The sequence below is a fragment of the Paenibacillus sp. FSL L8-0340 genome (assembly GCF_038593145.1).
Classification (GTDB): Bacteria; Bacillota; Bacilli; order Paenibacillales; family Paenibacillaceae; genus Paenibacillus_AQ.
The window spans coordinates 5,112,263-5,135,744 of the sequence record NZ_CP151967.1 but is presented as its reverse complement, the minus strand read 5'-3'; the positions used below and the strand labels follow the sequence as shown (position 1 = coordinate 5,135,744).

Genomic DNA, 23,482 nt, shown 5'->3' with positions numbered 1-23,482 from the left:
GAGAGTTTACACAATATATTTTACAGACTCAAAAATAGCAAAAATATGTGTTCTACTCCCTGAGAGTCAAAACCGTAAAACCCTGTCGCTCCGCTCCTATCGTGCCGCTTGCGGCACTCTCGCATTAACACTCAGTTTAACCTTAGAAGACAGTACCTCTTAGCGTTACAAGGTTTTATTATTGGATGAATTTGTGTTTAACATTTGTGAAACACGGTATGCTCTTGTCTCACAAATGTTAAACAATCCACTCCATTTCCCTAGTAGTATCATTCTTCACAAACTGCTTATACCCCTTAAATACTTACTCTGAAATCGGCATAGCCGCATAAGGATTGTGAAAAATCTTAAAGCTATACCATAAGCCATGTTCCGTCAGTCTATCTTCTAACGTGGCAACTGCACTAATACGAGTGTTACGGCATGGCTGAAACAATCCAGTTGGCTCAAATTGAATTCAGGCTCACTAGCTAGTCCAGCTTCACTCACATCAAAGGCAAGCTTGTGAGTGCCGTAGAGGGCTTCTATAACACCTGATGCGTGTTCATGTGCATGTGACCTGCGGAATTTAGCAGGTTCGTCTTCCTCATATCAAAATGCTTATTTGTAAGTGTTACTGCAACTCTATTAAAATTTCATCTGATAAGCCACCGTAATTCCTCTTTTCTGAAGGACTATATCCATGAGAAATAATTTCAAATACAGTATAAACTTTATTATTAGTGAAGTTAATCTGCTTGAATTTCTCTATTAATTGGAAAAATACTGAACATGTTTTATTTGTGTATTCTTTAAATGAGTATGTATCGTCATTAAATTCGATAGAAATGTGGTATTCTACGTCAGTTTCTTCACTTGGTTCTTCATTTTCGATTCTGTGTAGTAGGTCATCCCATATTTCAATTGAATAACATTCCTTCGAATAATTATATTTTTTTTGAAGTTTAGCATTACTAACAATATTATGCAGCTTCTTTTCTAACAGATCGTAAAAGTTCGATGATTCCATAACAAGATATGAGGAGTGCTCTTTTATCGAAATTGCTCCTTTTGAGTCTAAAGAAAGAATATTACTCTGGATTGCTTCTGCTATCTGTTTTTTTACTTGCACCTTATTTTTACCATCAAGACTATAACAAAGTGGTCTTCTGAATTTTATATCGAAGGGAAGATCGTCAAATGAACCAAAATCTGAATTGAAAATGCAGATTATTCTCTCCCAACCTAATACTTTTGCTGCATATCCTAATTCAATAAGAACATTAGGGTTAGGTGTTTTTCTTTTGTGATAATCGGAATTAATAATGCTGACATCAGCTATAAATAATTTTGATTTTTCTATTTTCGAAAAAATTGTGCTTGCAATATCAGGGGTTCCTGTCTCATTCTGGGTATCCCTATCTATGACAAATTCTATATCAAACGATTCAGATATATTTAGTTCCTTCAGGCACTGCTTAATACAGCTTTCAATAAAACTACGATTGTTGTTATTGGGGAGATCTGATTGCCAAGAGTAAAAAACATGGTTTTTCATTTTGAGTATCCTTTCTATAAAACCTAGTTGTGTTGATTGTAGTGAATTGTGAATGATTTATCCTCGACAAAAAAAGGTGTGATTTTCGAATACTGATCTTCATATAGCTTATTGATTTTGTCGATGATGATCAACTCTTTGAGTATCAATTGATGAAGGGGGACTACAGCAGATCGCTTACTGTTACAGATAACGTTAAGTTTTAAGCTTATTATAGGCAGTAATACCAGTTAATCAATAAAAATAGGCACATTTACGTTGGTGGAAATCTCACTTAACGTAGGCTGTGCTTTATATGAAATCTGAATTTTATATAGTTGAAAGAACCATATTAAAGGTATCTAAATATAATGATAATACGAGTTTTTGCTTAATTCATTATTAATTAGTTCATCAGCATCATTAATGTGGAAGCCATTAGTATAGAATTTTTTTTCAAGGCTTGAGATTTTAACTCCGCTTATCTTTGCTATTAAAGCAGGGTTAACATTGTTTTGTACAAGACCTAATAATGCAGAGTTCATTATTCCTTCAAGTTCAAAAGTATCTGAATCTGGTGCTACCTCTACGATATCGGGGTGAGCTTTAAGAAATAAACAAAAGTACTCATTAAGGCGTTCTACCGGAAAGGCGTTTGGATACAAAAAAGCTAGTAGTCCATCTTTTATATTTAATTTCTTTTTTAGATTTTTTTCAACACACTCAATAGAGTATTGAAGGTCCCTTTTCAATCCGTTTGGAATCTTTATGTTGACAGAATTAATAATTACTGACCTGTAATCAGAACTAAAATCATTAATTTTTAAAGAATAAATGACGGATTTTTTTGCAGGGGCAATTAATGTAAGCTTGATAAAAATTCGTAATACTAAGAATTTGTAAAATTTCTTTATTTCATTAGTTTTTGATAATTTGCTTAAATCATTTCTTTCGAAATAATTATCCAAACTTTCAATTATTTGAATCAATTCTACATCAGACCAAAGCCCTCTTTCTGTGACTTGTACTAATTGGAATTTAAGTGTAAGGCTATCTTTGAAGTCTTGGTAAGAAACCATATTATTAAATATGTCATTTGTATAGTGCTTACTGACTAAGAATTTAAAAAATGATTTTATTCCTTCGAGATGGTTCACCATACTCGTTCTTGTATTGATTTTACCAATGCTATTGTAATGCCCTACACAGTTAATGACATCCTCTATTACAATGTTATTAGGTTGATTTGCTTTTCCGATCATACTTAAGTAATCAACAAATTTTGATACATGATTGATATACGTATCATCAAATTCAAGAAATTCATTTTTCCATGACTCCATTACACCGCTGTTCATTTATTTAACCTCCTCACGACCTAACATCCTTTAATGATCACACCAATATATTCGTCCCCTAAAGCGTTTCGTATTGGACAAGCAATATTTTTTAACTTTATTCGTTGCAGACTTACCACATCTGGCACAGATGTAGAGGTCATCTTCTACATTACTTGGAGCGACAGAATTTGAAATTTTATCTCCACTTACAGGAATCTGATCATTCACCTTTATTGTTTGAGCTGCATTTACCTTCGACATTTTCAACCTCCCAATGAAGCTCCATATTTGCCGAAGGTGAAATTGAATGCTAGTACAAAGGCAAAGATCATTCAACTGCATTGCTAATCCAACTAAAGAAGGTTCCTTTTAACGTCTCCTAGCCAATTTTCGATGCTCATATTCACCTTGGATTATGGTAGTATATGTATAGGTCATTATAACTATCTTTGTTGATTTATGGAATACCTACCGTCATATATCTTTATAAAATTGAAAGGATAGTGGCTATGGGTTTGTATGGTGTGGTCGCAGTTAGAACTGTTCGATTGATTAAGAGTGAAGAACAGTTAGAGCCACTTAAAGCATGGAACATAGTAGCATCAGAGGTTTTTGGTGAGGGAACTTGGGCACAACAGAAGAGTTGTCCCAAGAGTGCATTTCTTGGCTTGTGTGAAGCTGGTATGATTCAGGGTATTGTAAAAGGCAAGTATGCTGGAAAAACTGGATTACAGAAGAATAAGAAATATGCCATAAAAGCTGTGCAAATTCTCAAGAACAAGCCTGAATTAGCAGAAAATAAGTTAAAACTTTGGAGTGAGGTTAGACAAGGGGCACATTTTACTCATGATTCTCAAATGGACGTTGTAGTAGCACTATGGAGTAATAACTTAATCGTATTGGAGTAGAACATGAACTTTCTGGATAAGTGGCTGTACATCATCAGAAATTGTAGTTTTGACAATACTTACAAAACGTCATGGGCTAAGGCTATCACAGAAATAGCTTTAGAGTTTGAAGCGGAGTCATTACGAAATTCAGCAGATACAGTCGAAATACAACTGAGGGATATTGCAAAAAGGGTCTTACGGTACTATTTTGAACAAACGATCTTCTTTGACCTTCAGCAAAGCTCAAACCCATTAAAACCTCCAGTGCTTGTGACAATAGTAAAGAAGCTGATAGTTGATTACCAGAAACACTCAGGTACAGTTAAACCAGTGAAATGGTTTCGAGCCAATATTGAATCCATTTGTCCTTCTGAGTATCAGAAAGCTGTTAATGCGACGATCAAAGCATTAAAGACAGATGTTAGCTACCGCTTCTTAAGGGTTGAAGGCAAAGAAGTTGAAGAGGTCTACCACTACGAGCAAAAAGCAGACAGTTTGTTCATGAGTGCGGACAGCTTGCTTGCTCTCAAGGAGAATAGTTTGATTGTCTTTGATGCGATCAATTATCGGTGGACACAAATGCTGGAGAACTTCAATCACTCGCCAAGGCTCTCGAAGAAGGTGAGGATCATTGACGAAGATCAAGTAAGACGTAAGTCGCTTGGGAAGTTTTCATCCTACCTTCAAATCGAGAATACTGATTGTATTTGCTTCTTGTGCGGTACTAGAATTGAAAATGAGGCTCCAGCCATTGATCACGTTATTCCTTGGTCATATCTTTATTCTGATGATGTGTGGAACCTTGTGTTTGCCCACCAGTCCTGTAACAGCAGCAAGTCCAATGTGATACCAAGTGAAAACATGATTGAGCGGCTTGATGAGAGGAATAAGACACTCCTTCAACGTATGAAGGAACAAGGCAAGCTTGATAAGCATGTCTCAGAGCTTCAACTGGCAGTGGATAGCAATCTTGTACGTAAGTTCTGGATTGCTTGTCAGGGATGAACAGAGGGGGAGAATGAAGACGATGAAGACTTACAATAAATTGATACGTGATAAGATACCACAGATTATTGAAGCGAGTGGAAAACAATGTACTGTCAAGGTAATGGAGGATACTGAGTATATTGAAGCGCTGAAGACCAAGATGCAGGAAGAGTTGAATGAGTTTCTTGAAGCTTCCGAAGATCAGCAACTGGAGGAACTTGCTGATTTGCTTGAAGTGATGTATAGCTTTGTGCAGACCAAAGGAGTAAGCGTTGACGAATTGGAGCGAATTCGTAAGGAGAAGCATGACAAGAATGGTGGATTTCAAGAAAGGCTTTTGCTAATTGAGGTCAAATGATTGTAAGGATAAAGATATGACATTGTACTTGAGTAGTGGTACGATTCGAGTGTTCTGGTATCAGAGCTTTTGCTATAAGTGCCGTATAGACAGCGGTTGCAAATTTGATTTAAGACTAGGGTTTTGATATGATTCTTTTATTGTTACCCAATGTCGCAAAGAAGTGGTCAGCCTAACTTGTCGAGGGATAAGCTGACCGTATTACGTATGATTTACCGTCATTAACACAGGCTACAATAGCAGGACGACAGTGCAAGATGCTTAAGCATTCCCTTCCTACGTAGCGACAAGAAGCAAGCCACTCAAACTTTCTGAGGGTGTGAAGTGGCTTACTTCTTTTTGCTTTGCCTAAAACGAGGAATGACTTAAGTAATGCATCCGAATTATCCAAAATCCATTTCAACTTGTTCAATTTCCATTATGTTAAAGACTCTATTGAATTTCCTCTGAAATTCCTCCCATGTGTCTGCTGCTTGCATTAATGTGATGACTTTAAGAAGATGTTTTTCCAGATGTACGTTTCCAATATCTTGTGAAAGAAATTGATGGTGCTTCCATTTTCTTCTGCCTGCTGAAATAACGGGGTTTTTCGCTTGTAACTCTGCTTTGACTCCTGGTGGTAATAAATCATAAACGTATTTGTTTGTGTAAAAACCAACAATACTAGGTCTTTTACCAGCAGGTCTTGGATAGTCCCAGCCACGTAATCTAAACATCTCTTTATAAAATTCATCAGGGAACCTTTTTGTCCAAGGAAGTAAATCTTTGGAGATATATACAGCCAGTAGCTTCTGAAGTTCCTCTCTATCTCTGTCAATCTGGTATCCAGTGGCTTCATCGACAAGAGCAACTATACCGATCTTTGATAAACTTCTTACTAATATTTCGCTTGCAATGGCTAACTTCATTTGGCTTGGCTTTAATGTTCCTTCTAGTCTGGCAGACAGATATACGTCACACAATAAAGGTATAATTTCAGCGGTATATCCTTCGACTGGCTTGCCGTTTCCACTTTTATATGTAATTTTTTTTCTGAGTAAGTTCATTAAGTTTTCATCAATATATGGTTGTAAATTTTGAGCATCAATAAAACTGGGTAGATCAGGGACATCTATTACTCGTACTTCGCCCTTTTTTCGACCACGTTTGGTTCTACCAAATGCTTTGAATATTGCATTTCTAGAGATAATACGAGAACCATCTTCAAGTACGGCACAGGTTAGTTCATTGTCACCAATTTTCAAAATACCCTGATGTGTAGCTATAGAAATCGCTAATTCTTCCATCTTAGTACCCCTTCTTTCTTGTATTTATTAGTAATACGTGGGTTAGAACCTCTTCAATATTCCGATTTAATCCTAAGAAAACAACAACATCTAGCTTATGTGTTTTAAAGAGCTTGGAGAGAGAGAGGAGTATTCTGTAGGCAGTTTTCTTATCAACTTGAAGAATTTCTGAGAGTCTTCTGTAACTCAGGTTTTCATATGATAAATATGAGTCTAGGGAAATTAGCCATTTACGCATATCTAATTTTGTATTATGCATCACAGTATTAACTGAAAGACTGTAGTTGCTGTTGCAGGAATTACAATGATACTTAAAGTTCTGAAGGGGTGTATGGTATTTGGAGCTACAAAAGGGACAAAAGATACCACCTTTCCATTTAAGTGAAAAAACATAATCTTTGTAAGCTTTTTCAGTTGGGAATAAGCTGTAAAATTTGTTTTCCATATTTTGATAATAGCATAGAGTATGGATTACAACACTATAAATAGATGGGTCACTTATATAGGAATTCGTCAGTGTAACGGTGAATACAACTAGAATCGATAATTGTCCAGTGACGTTTATTTTGACAGCGAACAAAGAAACAGCGACAAAAAACAAAAATGGAGGCGTGAAAATACTCTGCACCATCGACATATGAGATAGCGCTTCTTTTTTGACTGGTCTCTCAATGAGATCAGTAAAGAAGGAACTGCCTGGTAATGATGAATACATCTTGTCCGTCGCCAGTAACATACTGTGTGCGCTTGCTGCTGGAACGCCGAATATCTGATGCGCAAGCTTATCCGAGAGAATAACGGTCCCTTGTGCCCGCATTGTTCCGCGAAAACCTGTTAATCCGCTTTCCTCTGCTAAATCGCGAATCGTTACAGGCACTTCTTGTCCATCAAACGAGATTATCATTGTTTTACCGACACTAAGTCCCAACTGCCGTGCCAGCGGAACCGATACAATATTGATAACGTTGCATTGCCGCTTATCAGTCAGGGCGCTAAGATGTCAGTTGCCCACAAAGCTGCAAAGGCGGCGCTTAAAGATGTCATGCTATCGGATAAGTTAAAGGCCATGCCGCATGAACTGTCCGGGGGACAAGCCCAGCGGGTTGCAATTGCCCGCGCTATTGTCCATAATCCTTGCGTCATCTGGGCTGATGAGCCTACTGGAGCTTTAGATACTGTGACATCGGAGGCGATAGTAACCTTGCTGCGCAAGATAAATACAGATAAGCAAGTGACCGTGGTTATCGTCACGCATGACCCGTTAGTTGCATCAGCAACAGATCATGTAATCCGTATGAAAGACGGAAGGCTAACTGATTCTGTTGAGCACGACAGAGGAGAAGGAACAGGTGGGTAATATCATGATATAGCAGTCATTTTGCCACACGGCATTGACTATCCATTCATTCTTATATAAAAAGACACTGAGATCCTATTCATCAGTGTCTTTCTTCTTGTAATTATTTCATTCCAGAAGGTTGCAGTTTAAAGCAACTTAATTAGCTCCTCCAGCTCATCAACCAATACTTTTGCAAGTTCAAAATCAGTATCTTTTAAAGCCAATTCTATTTTCATTTCAATTGATTTTTTCTTTTGTTCAGTTTCTAAATAGTCTCTATCAAAATGACTAGCATAAATCATCTTTCTGAATTTTCGCATACTCATTTTTCTAATCGTCTTATCGGCAATGATTAAAACATAATCCATACCATTTACCACAGAATAGAAATCATGAGAAATCATGAGAATCGCACCTTTATAGTCTTCAATGGCTTTCTCCAGTGCTATTTGTGTATAGGTGTCTAAATGGCTTGTCGGTTCATCAAGAAGCAATACGTTTGCTTTACTGGCAGAAACTTTAGCCAATTGAAGCATATTTTTTTCTCCACCAGATAAAGATTCTATCTTTTGATTAACGATTTCTCCTTCAAAGCCATAGTTTGAAATATACGATCTTATCTCATCATAAGTTTTAAACCCGGCATCGATGAATTCTTCCAGTATTGTATTAGAATCCTTTAGTATTTCGCTTTGAAGCTGAGATAAATAAGCCATTTTAACATCCGCGTTTATTTCAATTGAATCATGATTATTTTTAAAGATTTCTCGGAGTAAAGTCGTCTTCCCAGTTCCGTTTGAACCGACAAGGGCTACTTTATCAGTTGATTTTATCTCAAAGTTAACATTTTCTAAAAGCAATTCATCAAAGGAAACACTATAATTATTGACATTTACAACAACGGTGTCTTCAATTTCATTATCAATACCTAAACTGATATTCGGTTGCTTAATATCTACGAATGGCGCTTTAATTCTACGCGCTTCCAATCTCTCTTGAAACCTAACTCTAGCTTTTAAAGCTCTCCCTCTAGATGCTTCTGAATTATAGGTTGCGATAACTCTAAGATTATTGATGATGTTCTCGTTTCTCTCAATTTCTTCATGCTCAGCGACCGTGAGCTCCTGTAACTCAATTTTAGTTTGAAGTAATGAGAAGTTATAATCAATATATCGCCCATTAAACTCTTGGATCTCCATGTTTTCAAGGTGTATAATTTTGTTGAAACAATGATTCAATAGATATCGGTTGTGCGTAACAACTAGCAGCATTCCTTTGTGGGAATTAATAAGATTTTTAAGCGCATTTAGGTTTTCAAAGTCTAAAAATACATCTGGTTCGTCCATAATCATTAAGTCTGGACTACTAAGCATTTCCTTCATCACTTGAATAAGTTTGAATTCGCCGCCACTCAGGTCGGATACCCTAAGATCTTTTAGCTTCATGAGGTTTGCTAGATTTAGTTTCTTTTTAATATTGCTTTCAAAATCATCTCCGCCAATTGAATCAAATGCGTCTAAAGCTAATTGATACTTTTCTAGTAACGAATCAATATCCGATGATGTTTCCATTTCAGTGCAAATAGATTTTATTTCATTTTGTATCTTAATAAATTCTTCTCCTACATATTCAAAAACTGTTGTTTCTTTAGATTTGTCCAGTTGCGAGAACTGACTTACATACCCAATTGTGCAAGCCTGTTCCATCTCTAACATGCCATCGAAAATATATCTTTCTGGGTCCATCAGTATATCTATCAGTGTACTTTTTCCACTGCTACTTGTTCCTATAAAAGCGCAATGTTGTGCCTCTTCTAACGTAAATGAAATATTTTTATAGAGTTCTTTTTGCGGAAATGAAAAGGATAAGTTATCAACTTTTATCATAGTATTACCTTTCTTTATAACTAAAATAGTGAATATTAATAGAGGTATTGAAGATTTGAGTTTACCGTTGATAGAGTAACACTGTTTACAACCAACTTCAATCATTTCGCGATCATGCTTGAATAATATTTTCATTGAGAGAGGAAGTTATATATTGAATTTGAAGAAAATTAATTCTTTAACAAAGTACCCAAGCATTCTTACCTATCATCAATTAGGTGAACGGGGCCGCTTAAATGATGTATTAACGGAGTCCAAAGGCTTCTCAGAATCAGACGATGTTTTTGTTTACGAAAAAGTAGATGGTGAAAATTCAAGAATCATTCTATTTAAAAATGATTATAACGAAGTTGATTATCTAGTTGGTTCCAGAGAAGAATTGTTATATGCAAAAGGAGACAGAATCGGTAATCCTTACGGGAACATTGCAGAATTCCTTAAACCGTTAGCAGAGAAAGTAACAGCAGATATCTTTTCACAGGGGGACTGGGCATTAACCGTAATTTATCAGGAATCTTATGGAGGAAAAACTAAAGCATCTAAGAACTATTCTGACAGAAGAACTCAAGGGTATCGTGTATTTGACGTGTTCTCCTTGGATAAGGATGAATTAATTAGATTACTAGAATTATCGCAGGAGAAAATTGCGGAGTGGCGAGATCATGGTAATCAGCCGTTTTATGATGAAATTGAGAAGAAGAGATTTGTAGAGCGCATGGATTTGCAGTCCGCACCCCTTCTGGAAACCATCAAGGGTTCGCAATTTCCAACTTCTCTTGAGAATACATATTCTTACTTAACAAGGTTCGAAAATACGCAAGTGGGGATCGAAGCAACAGGCAAATCAGAAGGAATCATTGTTAGAACAACTGACCGTAAACAAATTAGAAAGATCCGTTTCGAAGATTATGAACGAACGTTTAGATAATAACTGTTCAAAGTAAGGGAGCTATTATGAAGAGTCATTATACAAGAGCCGTAAATCGAATTAACAATATTGATGCTGAGTATTATATAGATATCTCTAATAAAAGGTATGAAGATGTGAGGTCTAAAGGTGAATATACGGCAGACGCTACACTTATCGCTGAATACTATCGTAGAGTTGGCGTTTTATTACAATTTATGTCTATTGAAGGCGTTAGTATTTTTGCGGGCATGGCCAAAATCATTAATAATGAAATGGAGATTCTCGATTTTGATAATCTGTATGAAATTTGTCCTAATCTTGAGCCGATAAATTTAACGGTTCTAAAAATAATTTGCATCAACTATATTCAATGGTGCATTCTGATTGATGCCGGCAACCCGGTTGCTGTTAAATTTCATGATACATATGAGCCAATCATCAAGTTGTTTGAAAGAGGTGGAGGACGGATTAGTACTCATCATCACGAATTGGTTGGAGGGTTTGGTGCGTTTGGCCGGTCTATACATGCTAGTAGAGGAGACATGAAAGAATTCGATATCAGTGACCAAGCACTTAGACAAGAAATCAAAGGGGTAGAGCATGCCGAAGAATACGTTAAAGAGTATAAGTTAGATAGCAGCGTAACAAAGAATTGCCTACGATGCGGAAATAGACTGGTTGTACAAGAAAACGAGGGTTATGGTGGTAAATGGTACAAAATTAAATGTGAAACTAATATATGTTTTGATCAGAATTTTAGTTGAAATCTTCAATGAAACAAATCTCAGTTTAGCTGAACCGCTATTCATTTGATTAACTAATCGAGTGAATAGCGGTTTTTGTTAATCTCCTCGAAAGCCTTCACACCCGTACGTCAATTGATTTTACCACCCCGGAAGCTCCAGCATCATCCCCAGTTTTTTGGTCTCCCGAGAGCGATTTATCTTTCGAAGTGCTGTCTTTGGTATCCTTCTTATCACTATTCGTATCTTCCTCAAGTCGGGAAATTTCCGGTACGGCTTTATTTGCTTGTGACAAGCGGGAGTTATCCTCTTTGAGCTCGGAAACCAACTCGCCAATTTTTTGATCGACATTATGTATGGTAGAGCGGATATCCAGTATCCGTTCCCGTTTGGTCTGCAGGACGGTATATTCTGCATTCTCCAGCATTTCGTATCTGCCAATATCTTTGGTAGGGTTGTTAGCCAGTCTGTCGTGCTCCATCTTGGATTCGCTCTTTAACGGGTCTATAGAGCCTTCCAGCTTCTTGCTCAGGCCCACCAGCTTGCCTAGGCGGTCATAAGTCGTGCTGTGCTTTAAAACAACGTCCAGCACTGCTGCAGAGCTGTCTGTTGACATTGGTTTGCTGTCCTGCTGCTCGGGCCGGTTGCGTTCAGCTTTTTCTTGCATTTCTTGGGCTTTGAGCTCGGTAATTTGGGCATCAATGTTTTGGATTGAGGTCCTCAGGGACTGAACCCGTTCGGCCTTCATCTTCGTGTCCAAATCTTTATCGGCCTTAACCGCGCTGATTTCTTCATTCAATTTGCTTTTTTGGCTTAATAAGCTTTGGATTTCCTTGCCACGGGGAGAAGCAATGGTTTGGTTTGCGGTATTAGTGTTAACGTTACTTGAGATTGAGGGGATGGATTTCATGGGTATTTCCTCCAAATCAAAGAATTATTTACCATACAAATGTTTTATCGGTAAAGCATGACGCTAAAATAAGAATAATGCTTAAATAAGCAGCAAGTATTTTAGGGATTAATTGTTATATTGAAACACAAAGTGTTATCTTGTGTTATGATATAGGTAGAGGTGACTCCCATGAACGATTTCGATAACTATCCTGATGAGCTGGGGGATTTTATCCGGCACTTCAGAAAAGCACGCGGGTTGACCTTAAGAGGACTGGAAGAGAAGAGCGGCATCAGTTACTCTCAGCTCAGCAAGATTGAACGCGGGGAAAGTATTCCTCTCAAAGATAACCTGGATAAGATCATTGAAGCGCTTGGAGCGGATCTTAAGAACCGCATGTATCATCTGGCTGATTATATGCCGGATATTGAATACATCAAGACGCTTAAGCAGGGCTACAAGCTGCCTGTCCTTAATCAGTCCCAGGATTATATATATGAGACGGCATTTAACAAGCTGAAGGAGTTTCGGTCCAAGGAAGGGAAAGAGACTTCGTACGTTTCGTTTGATTCCGATGAGGTCATCGTTTATGAAACGGAATATGGGGCAGGAATGGTAATAGAAAAAATTGAGAAATATAACCTTACCGATGTGCTCAACGACAAATTTGAAGGCAATCTGGATTCACTCCGCAAGCAGCCCCGAAAAGGCCGGCAGGCCTATATTTTCGGCGAGTGGCTGCGGGAATGCATCTATGAGCTGAAGGATGAGGAGCAGGACGAGGTTATCCAGGCACTTAAGGAGTTTACCCAATTTAAGGTGCAGCAGGTTAAGGGCGCGTTTAAATGAGCGTGCGTCTGTTCTATTGTTTTCAAAAATGAATAATGTTGCCCTTTCTTGCAGCCATCTATTCATCTTGATCCATAAACCAACAACAAAAATGGTTACACAGAAAAGGGGATATCTCAAATGAGAGTTAACATGAAATTTACCAGCAAGGGAAAAGCAGCAATCGAAAATTTCAACAACGAAGAGTTGCTGGAGATCTTCGCGAGATACATCAAAACATTGTCCAAGAAATATGATATCGAAGTGGACGTGCCTCTCGAAGTGAACCAGAATATCGTGGGGGACGGAACCGTAATCGCCATGGCACAGAATGTGAAGTGTGATATCGAAACCTTCTTCAAAGAACTGGGCCGGGATATCAAGGTGCCTCTCAAAAAAAGACTGGGCGGAAAGCTCGACAACGTCTTCAAGACAGAATTCATCGAGTAGTCCTGAAGTACTCTCCTTTATCTATTCATTAATCATCCCAATAAAAGAAGCCACCCTGCACATTGAAGTGGGGATGGCTTCTTTGCTGTTTATGGGCAGGCGGGTAGAATCAAACCATCTATTCATCATGACTGCATGGTGAATAGATGGCCCGTGAGTAAAACTATGTAAGAATATGCTGAGATTATAACAGCATCAAGCATCCAGGTGCTCTGAGCCCATTAATTTTCTCCCGTTCAGTACATTTTTAATAATTTCAATAAAATCAGGCGAAGCCTTCGCCTCCACCGCCAATTCATAGATGTTCAATAACTGTTCGTCAGATAACATTTCAAGGGATGAGGGGCGCGGAGAAGGATGAAAGTAATAATCCATTAGATTCCTCCATCGGTTATTTAGAATGACTTAAATTATAGTAATCTATCTAAATGGTACCATTTGGAAAGAAATCCGTCTCCTGGTATTCACAGCGTGAATTCCCCTTTACAAAAAATGAATGATATGGGAAAATGAAGGATTGGGTCGAAGGATGTTGAATAAAGGCAACGATCCCAGTGCTAATGTGCACCGGGATCGTTGCTTGTTGATGCTGCCTTTGTTCTCTTATTGCGAGGAATCTTTTTTGCGTCCTGCCAAGTGTTTTTTGAGGCGGGCTTCATTGGACTCAGATACCGTGGCGAATTGTTCTCCTTGATTAAAAAGAACGATCTTCCGCTCCGCATCATAACTGTCCACATTGCTGAGACTCACGACATTGCTGCGGTCAAGACGCTCAAATCCTTTACCCTTGTAAGCAACCAATAGATCGGAAAGAGTAGTGGGGAGAACAAACTCGCCTTCTTTCGTATGGACGAATATTGCATTTTTGTAGCTGGAAAAATACAATATCTCTTCTTCCTGGATGTCCAGGGAGGAGCCGTCGTTTTGTAAGACACGCATGTTTTCCCCATCCTTGTTTAATTACTTCCGCAATTCTTTTGGTGCTTCCGGGCTGTGTAAACCAATTTTCATAACAGACACAAAGAATCGTGCGGAAGCCTCAAGAGCTGAGGATGCTTGTTTCGCAATGTATGATTTCATAACTTCAACCTCCCTTTCCATGGAATTACTGTTAAGGACTGAACCAGAAAAGCCAGTCCGATGACAGACGAACCAATAATAAAATTAATACCAACAAGTGCTATGGAAGCCATCTTCAGACCGGGAAACCATCTGAGCGGAATTTGGGCATTTTTATCCGGGTTTGGGGCAAATAAAAACATAATGATTAAACTAAATGCATTTATTATCCAAAGTGAAGATCCTGTGGAATTCAAAAAAAATGGGGTGAGAACACAAATTAATGTAGTAACAATATTGCAGGCAGTCGCCGTTCGTAAATGAAAACCGCCTGAACATACGCGCAGTATGCTAAAACATATATAAAAGATCAAGGTTTCAGTGAAATTATTTAACAACCTGCCAATGACAAGGGAAGCTGTGATGGTTAGAAGAGTGTTTAAAATAATATTCAAAGCATACTGCATAATTTCTTCAGAACAGGTTTCCTCTGGATTGGCCCGCTTTATTGCGGCTGAAATTTTAATAGCCAAGCTGTTCAAAATTCATCACCACGGTTCTTCTTGATCGAAAAGTTTAAATATCCGAACAAAAGCACAGCGTAAGCGAGAGGGACGAGAATAAATAACTGAGAGGAATTCTCAGAAACATAAATCATTAAATAAACAATAAGAATAGAAGGTAGACTTAATGTAAAGAGGACTTTTTCCTGGTGGCCTAAAACGATTCTCTCTTCGGGCTTGTCCGGAACAAAATCAAAGCCTTTCCTTTTCCTCCCAATATAGTGTCCGATAGAGAATGCTGTCAAGGCAGATAACGTCTGCATAAAATATACTCCTATCGATATTGAGTGAAGTTTAAAATTTGTGATTCCTGAAGCGCTCATTAACAAATATAATATAGATTGGATAAGCATATAGAGTTGGTAGGACATACCTGTCATAATAGCTGCGTAAAAAACATGAATTCGGAATAGCAGCCATAAAAAGAAAAAAACAAGCATGTATTGGGTAAATACATCAATCCCTGCAAAACCGTTATTCACCCGAATGACGTAAGAAAAGAAAGCCATAATCAAACCGGCAAAGACTATCTCTTTCGGATAAAGATCAATCTTGAATATCTTAAATGCCAGATAAAATAATGCGGTACTTTCGAGTACCGAAAACACGATAAATAGTACAGAATCCAGCATACCGACACTCCCGAAGGTCAGATTAACGCAACCTTTAATCTTGCAAATATTATACCTAATGAACTAAAATACAACAATAAGATTTTGTTCTTTTCACCAAATTTTTCTTAATATTGTTGGAAGTGAGGCGATAATTGATGAATCAGCGTCCGGAAAAAAATGAGTATCTTGAGGTTCAGGAGCGATATATCGCTCTAGTACCAGCTGATGGAGAGTTGGCGGCCATTCTGAGGGAGCAATCCAGAAGCTTTTTTGATTTGCTGGGAGCCTTAAGTGAAGAGCAGGGGAACTACCGTTATGCACCGGAGAAGTGGAGTGTTAAGCAGATGATTGGCCACCTGACCGACAATGACCGGATTATGTCTTACCGCTTGCTTTGTTTTGCCAGAGGAGAACAAGCGCCACTGCCCGGGTACGAGGAAAATGATTATGTGGCAGCAGGTGATTTTGAACGTTTCACTCTGCAGGAACTGGTCAGCCAATACAAGACGGTCCGCCAGTCTACCCTGGCTCTGCTGGACAGTCTGCCGGAAGATGCCTGGACCCGGAGAGGAATGTTTCGTTCGACAGCAATGTCGGTTAGAGCACAGGCCTGCCTCATTATCGGACATGAACTTCATCATTTGAATGTGCTGAACGAGCGTTACTTGAATTAGTTGCGGCTGCAGTTGATGGCAGTGAGGGGTTGGAACAGGAGGAGGACGCAACTGAGCTTTTTAACGGGCATCTTACATTTCTTTGTTCCGCGGGAGAGGACACTGCTCTTCAATACATTTGATCAGGCCCAGTATTTCAAGGTGAAGAGCCGTCTTGCCGCAGCGGGCATCCGTCACCGTTCCAAGATTAATGGAGGCATGCGGGCTGCAACCAACCGTGCAATTTATGGTGGGAACCTGCCAGTGCAGCATGAACTGTTTGTGAGCAGGGAAGACGAACATAGGGCGTTGAAGGAGATATCGTCATCGGACTAACCAAAAAAGCATTCCGGCTCTTTGTAAAGAGGCTGGAATGCTTTTATATTTACAAGGGCGGATTCTTGTGGCATTTGCGGCAGACCGGATAATAAGCTTCGTTGCCGCCGATCTGGATTTGCTTGCCGCTGTAAACGGGTTTGCCGTTCTCTACGCGCAGCGCCATTGTGGCTTTCCGTTCACAGAACCAGCAGATCGTCTTCATCTCTTCAATTTTATCCGCGTAGATCAGCATATATTTACTGCCTTCGAATAAGTTGTTCTGAAAATCATTTTTTAGTCCAAAAGCCATTACCGGTATGTTCAGCTCATCCACAATACGCACAAGCTGGAGAATGCAGTCCTTGGTCAGAAACTGGCATTCGTCGATCAGCACGCAGTGAGGCTTCGGCAGATTGCTGCTGACTATGCTGTATATATCTGTGTTCTCGTCGATAGCTATGGCCTGCTTGCGCAGTCCGATGCGGGAGGAAATATACCCGACCTCGTCCCGATCGTCCAGGGATGGAGTGAAGATGAGCACCGACTTGCCCTGCTCCTCGTAATTATGGGCTACCTTGAGAATCTCAATGGATTTGCCGCTGTTCATTGCTCCATACTTGAAAAACAACTGTGCCACGTCCATCTATCCTTTCGTTCTTCAACCTGTGTAATAGTATACCGAAAAATGCGACTTTATTAGAGTATCATACTCGTGGCTGAACTTGCCAGTGAAATCATTGCCATCGTGTTTTTAAATTCAGCAACCGCTTTAAAGTGTGCTTCCCTGGTGATATGTTATAATATACGCAATTATGGACTTCCACAGGAGAAGCCTTGACAGAAAGGAAGTTTGGCAGTTGACGGAGAAAATGGAGCATTATAAGGAGAAAATGGCAGCACTTCAGGAGAGTGGGGAACTGTCCCCGGAAACGCAAAGTTTATTGACGGAAATGCTTGATGAATTAGCAGAAATGAACCGGAGCAACAAGGCGCTGCGGCGGGTGATACTCAAGACGGGGCAGGGTTCGGCAATGTCCACCCGCCTGCGGGATGCGCTCTACGAATAATCAAATGGGGTAACGTCGATGAACTTAATTTTTTCTTATCTCAAAAGATACCGGGTGGCGGCAATCGCCGCCCTGGTAATGATGCTTATCGAGCTTTCGGTGGAACTGTCGCAGCCTTTGCTGATCTCCAAAATTATCGATAATGGGATCAGGGAGAAGGATAATTCAGTAGTCTGGCTGTGGGGCGGTGTACTTGCAGTAAGCGCGGTTATAGCGTTTGCGGCGGGTGTGCTCAGCTCTTTTTTTGCGTCTCATGCCAGTCAGGGGTTTGCCTTTGATCTCAGGGATAAGCTGTACGGGAAGGTGCAGTCCTTCACCTATGAAGTGTTCAGCCGTTTTCCGACCTCGTCACTGATTACACGCCTTACGGGAGATGTGACCCAGCTGCAGGATACAATATTTATGGGGCTGCGGTTTATGACCCGGGTGCCGCTAGTTGTCTTGGGTAGTGTGATTATGGCTTTGGTCGTGCATGTGAAGCTGGGGCTGCTGCTGACGGTGACATTGCCGGTGCTGATTCTGTTCCTGGCGTGGGTGATACGCAGGTCATCAGGTTTGTTTCGCAGCGTCCAGGTCCGGCTTGATGGAGTAAACGGCGTTATTCAGGAGAATCTGACCGGCATCCGCTTAATTCGTGTGTTTGTACGTATGGGCCATGAGATTGGCCGGTTTGCTTCATTCAGCGGAGAGCTGATGAAGTCAACTGTAGCTGCACTGCGATTGACGGAAACAACAGCTCCGCTGATTATGCTGATCGTCAACGCGGGGATTATGGCGGTTTTATGGTTTGGAAGGATTGAGATTTCTGCAGGGGAAGCAACCCTGGGACAGACCGTGGCGGTCATTAACTACTCTTTGCGGACGATAGGTGCTATGTCAGCCTTGTCTTCGATCATGGCGACGTTCTCGCGTGCAATAGCTTCTTCGCAGCGGGTGGCGGAAGTGATGTCGGCAGATGCAGTTCAGGACGTAACGGCGGAGCAAGGCATACAGGCCTATGAGCGTAAGCGTGGCGTTTCTGGACGCAGTGACTATACCGGATCTTTTGCTATACAGGGTGAGGTTGAATTTGAAAATGTCAGCTTCAGTTATCCGGGGAGCGAGATCGCAGTGCTGGAAGAGATCTCCTTCAAGGTGAAATCTGGAGAACGGGTGGCGATTATGGGGGCAACGGGCTCCGGGAAGTCCTCGTTGGTCGGACTGATTCCCCGGTTATATGAGCAGAACCATGGGGTGATCGCAATTGACGGTGTGGACAGCTCGGAGCTGGACATTGCCAAGCTGAGGGGAGCGATTGGTTATGTGCCACAAGAGGTACTGCTTTTCACCGGCTCGGTACGTGACAATATTGCCTGGGGGAATGAGCACGCAACCCGGGAAGAGATCGAGCGGGCAGCAGCTGCGGCGCAAATCCACGAAACGGTGACAGGTCTTCCTCAAGGCTATGACACCATGCTGGGGCAGCGGGGGGTCAATCTGTCCGGCGGGCAAAAGCAGCGGCTGACTATCGCCCGGGCGCTTGTGCGAAAGCCAGCGATACTCATTCTGGATGACAGCACCAGTGCGCTAGATGCAGTAACGGAAGGTCTTTTGCTGGAGGAACTGAAGCATATGTCCTGCACAACCTTTCTTATTACCCAGAAGATCAGCTCCACGGTATCGGCAGACCTGATCCTGCTGCTGGATGAAGGCCGTTTAATCGCCAAAGGTACCCATGGAGAGCTTATGACCGGCTCTTCGCTCTACCGGAGAATATATGAATCCCAGGGTAAGGAGGCGGTGCATCATGTTCAAAGCATTAATTGAACCTTTCAAGCATCCGAAGCTGGATCTGGGGCTTGGAGAGGGTAGAAGCTTCGGGGCGGCCTCGAGCCGCAAGCCCCAAGCGAAAGCGAAAAATTGGCCGGCTACGCTGAAACGGATCTGGAGTTATCTTGCCGAGCGCAAAGCCAAGCTGTTCCTCGTGCTTTTGATGGTGCTGTTCAGCTCCGGTCTGGCGCTGCTTGGACCTTATCTGATCAGCCGGGCGGTCGATCATTACCTAGAGGGATCGGGGGGCAGAACCTGGGGGACCTTCCTCATTACCCTTGCACTTGTATATGTGCTCAATTCATTAACTTCCTGGCTGCAAAATATTTGGATGATCGAAATTGCCCAGGAGACAATCTACCGGATACGCACCGATTTGTTTGCCCATCTGCACCGTCTGCCGATTTCCTTCTTCAACCGCAGACAGCAGGGGGAAATTATGAGCCGCCTGACCAATGACATCGAGAATATCAGCTCCACGCTAAACAGCTCGGCGATCCAGATTTTCTCCAGTGTTCTCACGCTACTGGGTACCGTAGGTGTCATGCTATGGCTCAGTCCGCTGCTAACGCTGCTGACGTTCATTGTAGTGCCGCTGATGACGCTGGGGATGCGCTGGATAACGCGGCGTACCGGTCCGCTGTTCAAGGAGCGGCAGCGCAGCATGGGCGAGCTCAACGGCTATATAGAAGAAACATTGTCAGGACAACGGATTATCAAGGCGTTCTCGCAGGAGGAGCGGGTCATTTCCGGTTTCCGTGAACGCAATACGCGGATTATGCTGTCCGGGTATTGGGCGCAGTCCATTTCCGGCTTCATTCCCAAGCTGATGAATGGCCTGAACAATCTGAGCTTTGCCATTGTTGCCGGTGTGGGCGGCCTGCTGGCGGTCCGCGGCCTGGTCACTGTCGGTGTAATCATCGCCTTTGTGGAGTATACACGTCAATTTACGCGGCCGCTTAATGATCTGGCGAACCAGTGGAACACACTGCTGTCGGCGATTGCCGGGGCGGAGCGGGTGTTTGAGGTTATGGACGAAGAGACTGAAGCCAAGGATGAAGGCGCGGCGGTATCGCTGGAACAGGTAGAGGGGGCGGTAACGTTCAAGGACGTCTCTTTCTCTTATGACGGCGGCGCCGATATATTGCAGAATATCAGCTTTGAGGCGAAGCCGGGCGAGATGATCGCCCTCGTCGGACCTACAGGGGCCGGCAAGACAACACTGATAGGCCTCTTGTCGCGGTTCTATGATCCGGGCAAAGGAAGCATTACGCTGGACGGCATGGAGCTTTCGTCCATCCGCAGGGAAAGTCTGCGCAGCCAGATGGCTTTTGTGCTGCAGGATTCCTTCTTGTTCAAAGGCACAATCCGCGACAATATCCGCTACGGCAGGCTGGACGCTACGGACGAGGAAGTGGAGCAGGCGGCGAAGCTGGCGAATGCCCATTCCTTCATCATGCGGATGCGCGGCGGCTATGAGCGGATGCTCTCCGTGGACGGCAGCGGGATCAGCCAGGGGCAGAAGCAGCTGCTGGCGATCGCAAGAGCGATTCTCGCCAATCCTTCCATGCTGGTGCTGGATGAAGCGACCAGCAGCATTGATACGGTGACTGAAATCAAGATTCAGGAAGGGCTGCAGGCGCTGATGAAAGGCCGGACCAGCTTCGTGATCGCCCACAGACTGGGCACCATCCGTGCGGCGGACCGTATCCTGGTATTGCAGGGCGGACGTTTGCTGCAGCAGGGCACACATGACGAACTGCTGCAGCAAGGCGGACTGTACAGCGAACTGGTTCGGGGTACTAAGGATGAGGCAGCGATATAAGGGCACAGTCCAGAATTAGAACGGCTAACGGGAAGCAGCAGGATACGTCATCCAGACAAGCAGTGGGACTGGGGCGGGTTTGCTGCTTTTTGGACTTTTCCGAAAAATGGAGCTACTGTTTGTAGGATAATATAATGCTTTCATTGCTCAGCTTCCCGTTTAGAGAGGAGCGCACAGCGGTGCAGAGTGCAGCGAGGAGAAGCAGCATGCAGCCGGTAATCCAGAGGATGGCGTTACCATCCGGTGTAATCCCGAGCTTGCGGAGGAATGTGCCAGGCAGTGAGGCGGCAAACACAAACAGAACGGCACTGACCGAAAGGAAAGTCCTCACCCGCTCGGGGGACTTGGAGAGCATGGAGAACAGCGTCAATGTTCCGGTGGCCGCATAGGTAAACAAGAGATAAGCCGCAGCAAACATCACAAAAGCAACATTCTGGAACAGATGGAGCAGCAAGGCTTCCCGGGAAACCAGGGCATAGGCAAACACGAGAGCATTAAAAAGCAGGATAGGAGCAATGCTTAGCACAAAGGCGGAGCGGCTGTATAAAGAAGTTAGCTGGCGGATATCGACCTTATTGGCAAGGTAATATTCGCAGCGCCCCGAGGTTTTTTCGGAAATAACTATTAGACTGAGGGCAATCATATTAAGAAAGAGATAGATCGAGAGGTTCAGGACAAGGTAAATATATACCGGAATAAAGGCCATTGGGCCGGTGTTGGTTCTCAGAATTTGCAGCAGGGAGTTAAACGGCAAGATTATCATGATTAGGAGCATGGCAACATAGGAGGGGGTTCTCAGGACATCTTTAATATTCAATTTGTTCACCGGATGCAGCCTCATTATCTAGCCTCCTTAAGTATAGTGAAGAACCGTTGCTCCAAATCACCGCAGAATTCTTGATTATGAATGGTTTCTACAATGGAACCGCCGATCAGAATGGTGATCCAATCGCTGATTTTTTGAACCTCCGCCAAATCGTGAGAGGTAAGGATAAGTGTTTTGCCTTCATCCTTCAAACCGCGCAGAACACTGCGCATGACCAGTCTTGATTCGGGATCGACACCGGAGGTGGGCTCGTCCAGCAGCAGGATGGGGGAATCCTTCAGCAGCGTAATCAGCAGCGACAGCTTTCGTTTCATGCCTTTGGAGTAGGTAGCCACTTTATTATCAAGTGCGGTTTCGAGCTGCAGAAGAGCAGCGTATCGTTCGATCATCGTAGAAGCTAATGCGGGACTTACGTCCAAATAGATGCAGAAATCACGGATGTTTTCACGCCCGGTTTTGGTCTCAAATAAGTAATCGTTCTCCAGCAATACTGAGATTTGCCGCGGATCGCTGGAATAAGTAATCGTTCCTTCATCCAGAGTCAAGAGACCCGTGATGAGACGCAGCAGCGTTGTTTTGCCCGCTCCGTTCGGGCCGATGATGGCGAAAATGCTATTTTGAGGCACAGCGAAAGAAACGTTGCGGATGATCTTGGTCTGATTTAATGTTTTGCCTGCGCCGGATACGATAATCGCATTGCTGTCCAGTACTGGGGCCTGTTGTTGATGCAGCAAGACATACCACTCCCTGATTGAAATAAGTTACAGGGAAAATATACCTTATTTCCTAAAGGATTCATAGAATCAAAAAAGAAAAAGGCATCTCCGAATGACTTCGGAAATGCCTGGACAAGTGATTTAAGTTAATTACAGTTAAGGATTACTTTTCGCAGCAGGCGGCTGCTGGATTTTTTGCTTCTCTCTGAACCGGGGGCCGACATAGTTCTTTTTACGGTCACGCGTCAGAATCCAGCCTCCGAGAAAGCTCATCCCGGCCAAGAAGAGCAACAGCCCCCCGCCAAAATGCAGCCAGGCAAAATCCGGTGTCACGGCATCGTCACCATGCATGGAAATATAGTTGAAAATATCATCTTTCATCATAAGGAAGCCCGTCATGGCCAGCAGGCCGGGAATAACCAGAATAAGGATGGCAATGAAGCGTGAAATCAGCAGTTTCATGAGGGTTCCATCTCCTTCGCAGCCCTTTGGATTCCCCCATATGATAACGCTTCACCAGGAAAAAGTCCATGAATACATGACGATTATAAGTTTGTAATGGGCATAAAAGAGAGTACAATGTAATAGGTTATGCAGAACTTATGAG

General features: G+C 42.2%; 29 protein-coding genes. 13 read left to right on the top strand and 16 right to left on the bottom strand.

What is annotated here, in order from left to right:
* Positions 1–613: 613 nt before the first annotated feature.
* The 3 genes from NST07_RS23475 to NST07_RS23465 form a co-directional block, all read right to left on the bottom strand.
* A complete protein-coding gene (locus tag NST07_RS23475; protein ID WP_342480251.1) occupies positions 614–1,537 on the bottom strand; it encodes a hypothetical protein in 924 nt (307 codons plus the stop codon).
* 341 nt (positions 1,538–1,878) lie between these two features.
* Positions 1,879–2,874: an integrase gene (locus tag NST07_RS23470; protein WP_342480250.1), complete on the bottom strand. Its 996-nt coding sequence runs from the start codon at positions 2,872–2,874 to the stop codon at positions 1,879–1,881.
* Positions 2,875–2,904: 30 nt separating this feature from the next.
* Positions 2,905–3,117, bottom strand: a complete 213-nt coding sequence (locus NST07_RS23465) for a hypothetical protein (protein ID WP_342480249.1) — start codon at positions 3,115–3,117, stop codon at positions 2,905–2,907.
* 248 nt (positions 3,118–3,365) lie between these two features.
* Here NST07_RS23465 and NST07_RS23460 point away from each other — a divergent pair, with 248 nt between their 5' ends.
* From NST07_RS23460 to NST07_RS23450, 3 genes are read left to right on the top strand one after another with little or no spacing between them, the layout of a single operon-like run.
* Positions 3,366–3,764: a hypothetical protein gene (locus NST07_RS23460; RefSeq protein ID WP_342480248.1), complete on the top strand. Its 399-nt coding sequence runs from the start codon at positions 3,366–3,368 to the stop codon at positions 3,762–3,764.
* 3 nt (positions 3,765–3,767) lie between these two features.
* Positions 3,768–4,751, top strand: a complete 984-nt coding sequence (locus NST07_RS23455) for an HNH endonuclease signature motif containing protein (RefSeq protein ID WP_342480247.1) — start codon at positions 3,768–3,770, stop codon at positions 4,749–4,751.
* A 22-nt stretch (positions 4,752–4,773) separates the two neighbouring features.
* A complete protein-coding gene (locus NST07_RS23450; RefSeq protein WP_342480246.1) occupies positions 4,774–5,091 on the top strand; it encodes a nucleoside triphosphate pyrophosphohydrolase in 318 nt (105 codons plus the stop codon).
* 383 nt (positions 5,092–5,474) lie between these two features.
* On the opposite strand, the gene NST07_RS23445 is transcribed toward NST07_RS23450, so the two are convergent.
* Both NST07_RS23445 and NST07_RS23440 read right to left on the bottom strand, forming a co-directional pair.
* Positions 5,475–6,377 (bottom strand): P63C domain-containing protein, encoded by a 903-nt coding sequence (locus tag NST07_RS23445; RefSeq protein ID WP_342480245.1) that lies wholly within the window; start codon positions 6,375–6,377, stop codon positions 5,475–5,477.
* A gap of 1 nt (position 6,378) precedes the next feature.
* Positions 6,379–7,281: a transposase gene (locus NST07_RS23440; protein ID WP_342480244.1), complete on the bottom strand. Its 903-nt coding sequence runs from the start codon at positions 7,279–7,281 to the stop codon at positions 6,379–6,381.
* Between NST07_RS23440 and NST07_RS23435 the strand changes: the two genes are divergently transcribed.
* Positions 7,258–7,734, top strand: coding sequence for an ABC transporter ATP-binding protein (locus NST07_RS23435; RefSeq protein ID WP_342480243.1), 477 nt, complete (start codon positions 7,258–7,260; stop codon positions 7,732–7,734). The genes NST07_RS23440 and NST07_RS23435 overlap by 24 nt on opposite strands.
* A gap of 128 nt (positions 7,735–7,862) precedes the next feature.
* Here the strand turns inward: NST07_RS23435 and NST07_RS23430 are convergent, their stop codons facing one another.
* Positions 7,863–9,602 (bottom strand): ATP-binding cassette domain-containing protein, encoded by a 1,740-nt coding sequence (locus NST07_RS23430; RefSeq protein ID WP_342481971.1) that lies wholly within the window; start codon positions 9,600–9,602, stop codon positions 7,863–7,865.
* A 154-nt stretch (positions 9,603–9,756) separates the two neighbouring features.
* Here NST07_RS23430 and NST07_RS23425 point away from each other — a divergent pair, with 154 nt between their 5' ends.
* The gene (locus tag NST07_RS23425; RefSeq protein WP_342480242.1) at positions 9,757–10,530 is read left to right on the top strand and encodes an RNA ligase family protein; all 774 of its coding nucleotides are present in this window, start codon (positions 9,757–9,759) and stop codon (positions 10,528–10,530) included.
* 26 nt (positions 10,531–10,556) lie between these two features.
* On the top strand, positions 10,557–11,276 hold the full coding sequence (locus NST07_RS23420; protein WP_341094755.1) for a hypothetical protein: 720 nt from the start codon (positions 10,557–10,559) through the stop codon (positions 11,274–11,276).
* Positions 11,277–11,373: 97 nt separating this feature from the next.
* Here the strand turns inward: NST07_RS23420 and NST07_RS23415 are convergent, their stop codons facing one another.
* The gene (locus NST07_RS23415) at positions 11,374–12,165 is read right to left on the bottom strand and encodes a FlxA-like family protein (RefSeq protein ID WP_342480241.1); all 792 of its coding nucleotides are present in this window, start codon (positions 12,163–12,165) and stop codon (positions 11,374–11,376) included.
* A 171-nt stretch (positions 12,166–12,336) separates the two neighbouring features.
* On the opposite strand from NST07_RS23415, the gene NST07_RS23410 reads away from it, so the two are divergent.
* Positions 12,337–12,996, top strand: coding sequence for a helix-turn-helix transcriptional regulator (locus NST07_RS23410; RefSeq protein ID WP_038594913.1), 660 nt, complete (start codon positions 12,337–12,339; stop codon positions 12,994–12,996).
* A gap of 120 nt (positions 12,997–13,116) precedes the next feature.
* Positions 13,117–13,425, top strand: a complete 309-nt coding sequence (locus NST07_RS23405) for a hypothetical protein (protein ID WP_341094751.1) — start codon at positions 13,117–13,119, stop codon at positions 13,423–13,425.
* A gap of 195 nt (positions 13,426–13,620) precedes the next feature.
* Here the strand turns inward: NST07_RS23405 and NST07_RS23400 are convergent, their stop codons facing one another.
* The 5 genes from NST07_RS23400 to NST07_RS23380 form a co-directional block, all read right to left on the bottom strand.
* Positions 13,621–13,800 carry a sporulation histidine kinase inhibitor Sda gene (locus NST07_RS23400; protein ID WP_341094749.1) on the bottom strand — a complete coding sequence of 60 codons (180 nt, stop codon included), beginning with the start codon at positions 13,798–13,800 and terminating at the stop codon, positions 13,621–13,623.
* Positions 13,801–14,028: 228 nt separating this feature from the next.
* Positions 14,029–14,364 carry a LytTR family DNA-binding domain-containing protein gene (locus NST07_RS23395; protein ID WP_341094748.1) on the bottom strand — a complete coding sequence of 112 codons (336 nt, stop codon included), beginning with the start codon at positions 14,362–14,364 and terminating at the stop codon, positions 14,029–14,031.
* Positions 14,365–14,385: 21 nt separating this feature from the next.
* Positions 14,386–14,505: a cyclic lactone autoinducer peptide gene (locus NST07_RS23390; protein ID WP_156130936.1), complete on the bottom strand. Its 120-nt coding sequence runs from the start codon at positions 14,503–14,505 to the stop codon at positions 14,386–14,388.
* The gene (locus tag NST07_RS23385; protein WP_342480240.1) at positions 14,502–15,017 is read right to left on the bottom strand and encodes an accessory gene regulator B family protein; all 516 of its coding nucleotides are present in this window, start codon (positions 15,015–15,017) and stop codon (positions 14,502–14,504) included. The genes NST07_RS23390 and NST07_RS23385 overlap by 4 nt, the downstream gene beginning before the upstream one ends.
* A 5-nt stretch (positions 15,018–15,022) precedes the next feature.
* Positions 15,023–15,679 (bottom strand): hypothetical protein, encoded by a 657-nt coding sequence (locus NST07_RS23380; protein ID WP_342480239.1) that lies wholly within the window; start codon positions 15,677–15,679, stop codon positions 15,023–15,025.
* 137 nt (positions 15,680–15,816) lie between these two features.
* Between NST07_RS23380 and NST07_RS23375 the strand changes: the two genes are divergently transcribed.
* Both NST07_RS23375 and NST07_RS23370 read left to right on the top strand, forming a co-directional pair.
* Positions 15,817–16,335, top strand: a complete 519-nt coding sequence (locus NST07_RS23375; protein ID WP_341379198.1) for a DinB family protein — start codon at positions 15,817–15,819, stop codon at positions 16,333–16,335.
* Between the two features lie 141 nt (positions 16,336–16,476).
* Entirely contained in the window at positions 16,477–16,650 is a 174-nt protein-coding gene (locus tag NST07_RS23370) for a hypothetical protein (RefSeq protein WP_342480238.1), read from the top strand.
* Positions 16,651–16,699: 49 nt separating this feature from the next.
* Here the strand turns inward: NST07_RS23370 and NST07_RS23365 are convergent, their stop codons facing one another.
* Positions 16,700–17,269 carry a thymidine kinase gene (locus NST07_RS23365; RefSeq protein ID WP_074085406.1) on the bottom strand — a complete coding sequence of 190 codons (570 nt, stop codon included), beginning with the start codon at positions 17,267–17,269 and terminating at the stop codon, positions 16,700–16,702.
* A 220-nt stretch (positions 17,270–17,489) separates the two neighbouring features.
* On the opposite strand from NST07_RS23365, the gene NST07_RS23360 reads away from it, so the two are divergent.
* From NST07_RS23360 to NST07_RS23350, 3 genes are read left to right on the top strand one after another with little or no spacing between them, the layout of a single operon-like run.
* Entirely contained in the window at positions 17,490–17,699 is a 210-nt protein-coding gene (locus NST07_RS23360; RefSeq protein ID WP_341094735.1) for a hypothetical protein, read from the top strand.
* Positions 17,700–17,717: 18 nt separating this feature from the next.
* Entirely contained in the window at positions 17,718–19,505 is a 1,788-nt protein-coding gene (locus NST07_RS23355; protein WP_342480237.1) for an ABC transporter ATP-binding protein, read from the top strand.
* Positions 19,486–21,333 carry an ABC transporter ATP-binding protein gene (locus tag NST07_RS23350; RefSeq protein ID WP_341094731.1) on the top strand — a complete coding sequence of 616 codons (1,848 nt, stop codon included), beginning with the start codon at positions 19,486–19,488 and terminating at the stop codon, positions 21,331–21,333. The genes NST07_RS23355 and NST07_RS23350 overlap by 20 nt, the downstream gene beginning before the upstream one ends.
* Before the next feature lie 112 nt (positions 21,334–21,445).
* Here the strand turns inward: NST07_RS23350 and NST07_RS23345 are convergent, their stop codons facing one another.
* The 3 genes from NST07_RS23345 to NST07_RS23335 form a co-directional block, all read right to left on the bottom strand.
* Entirely contained in the window at positions 21,446–22,174 is a 729-nt protein-coding gene (locus NST07_RS23345; protein ID WP_341094728.1) for a hypothetical protein, read from the bottom strand.
* Positions 22,174–22,893 (bottom strand): ABC transporter ATP-binding protein, encoded by a 720-nt coding sequence (locus tag NST07_RS23340; protein WP_342480236.1) that lies wholly within the window; start codon positions 22,891–22,893, stop codon positions 22,174–22,176. Before NST07_RS23340 ends, NST07_RS23345 begins: the two co-directional genes overlap by 1 nt.
* A 138-nt stretch (positions 22,894–23,031) precedes the next feature.
* Entirely contained in the window at positions 23,032–23,337 is a 306-nt protein-coding gene (locus tag NST07_RS23335) for a DUF2627 domain-containing protein (RefSeq protein ID WP_076108915.1), read from the bottom strand.
* Positions 23,338–23,482 lie beyond the last annotated feature (145 nt).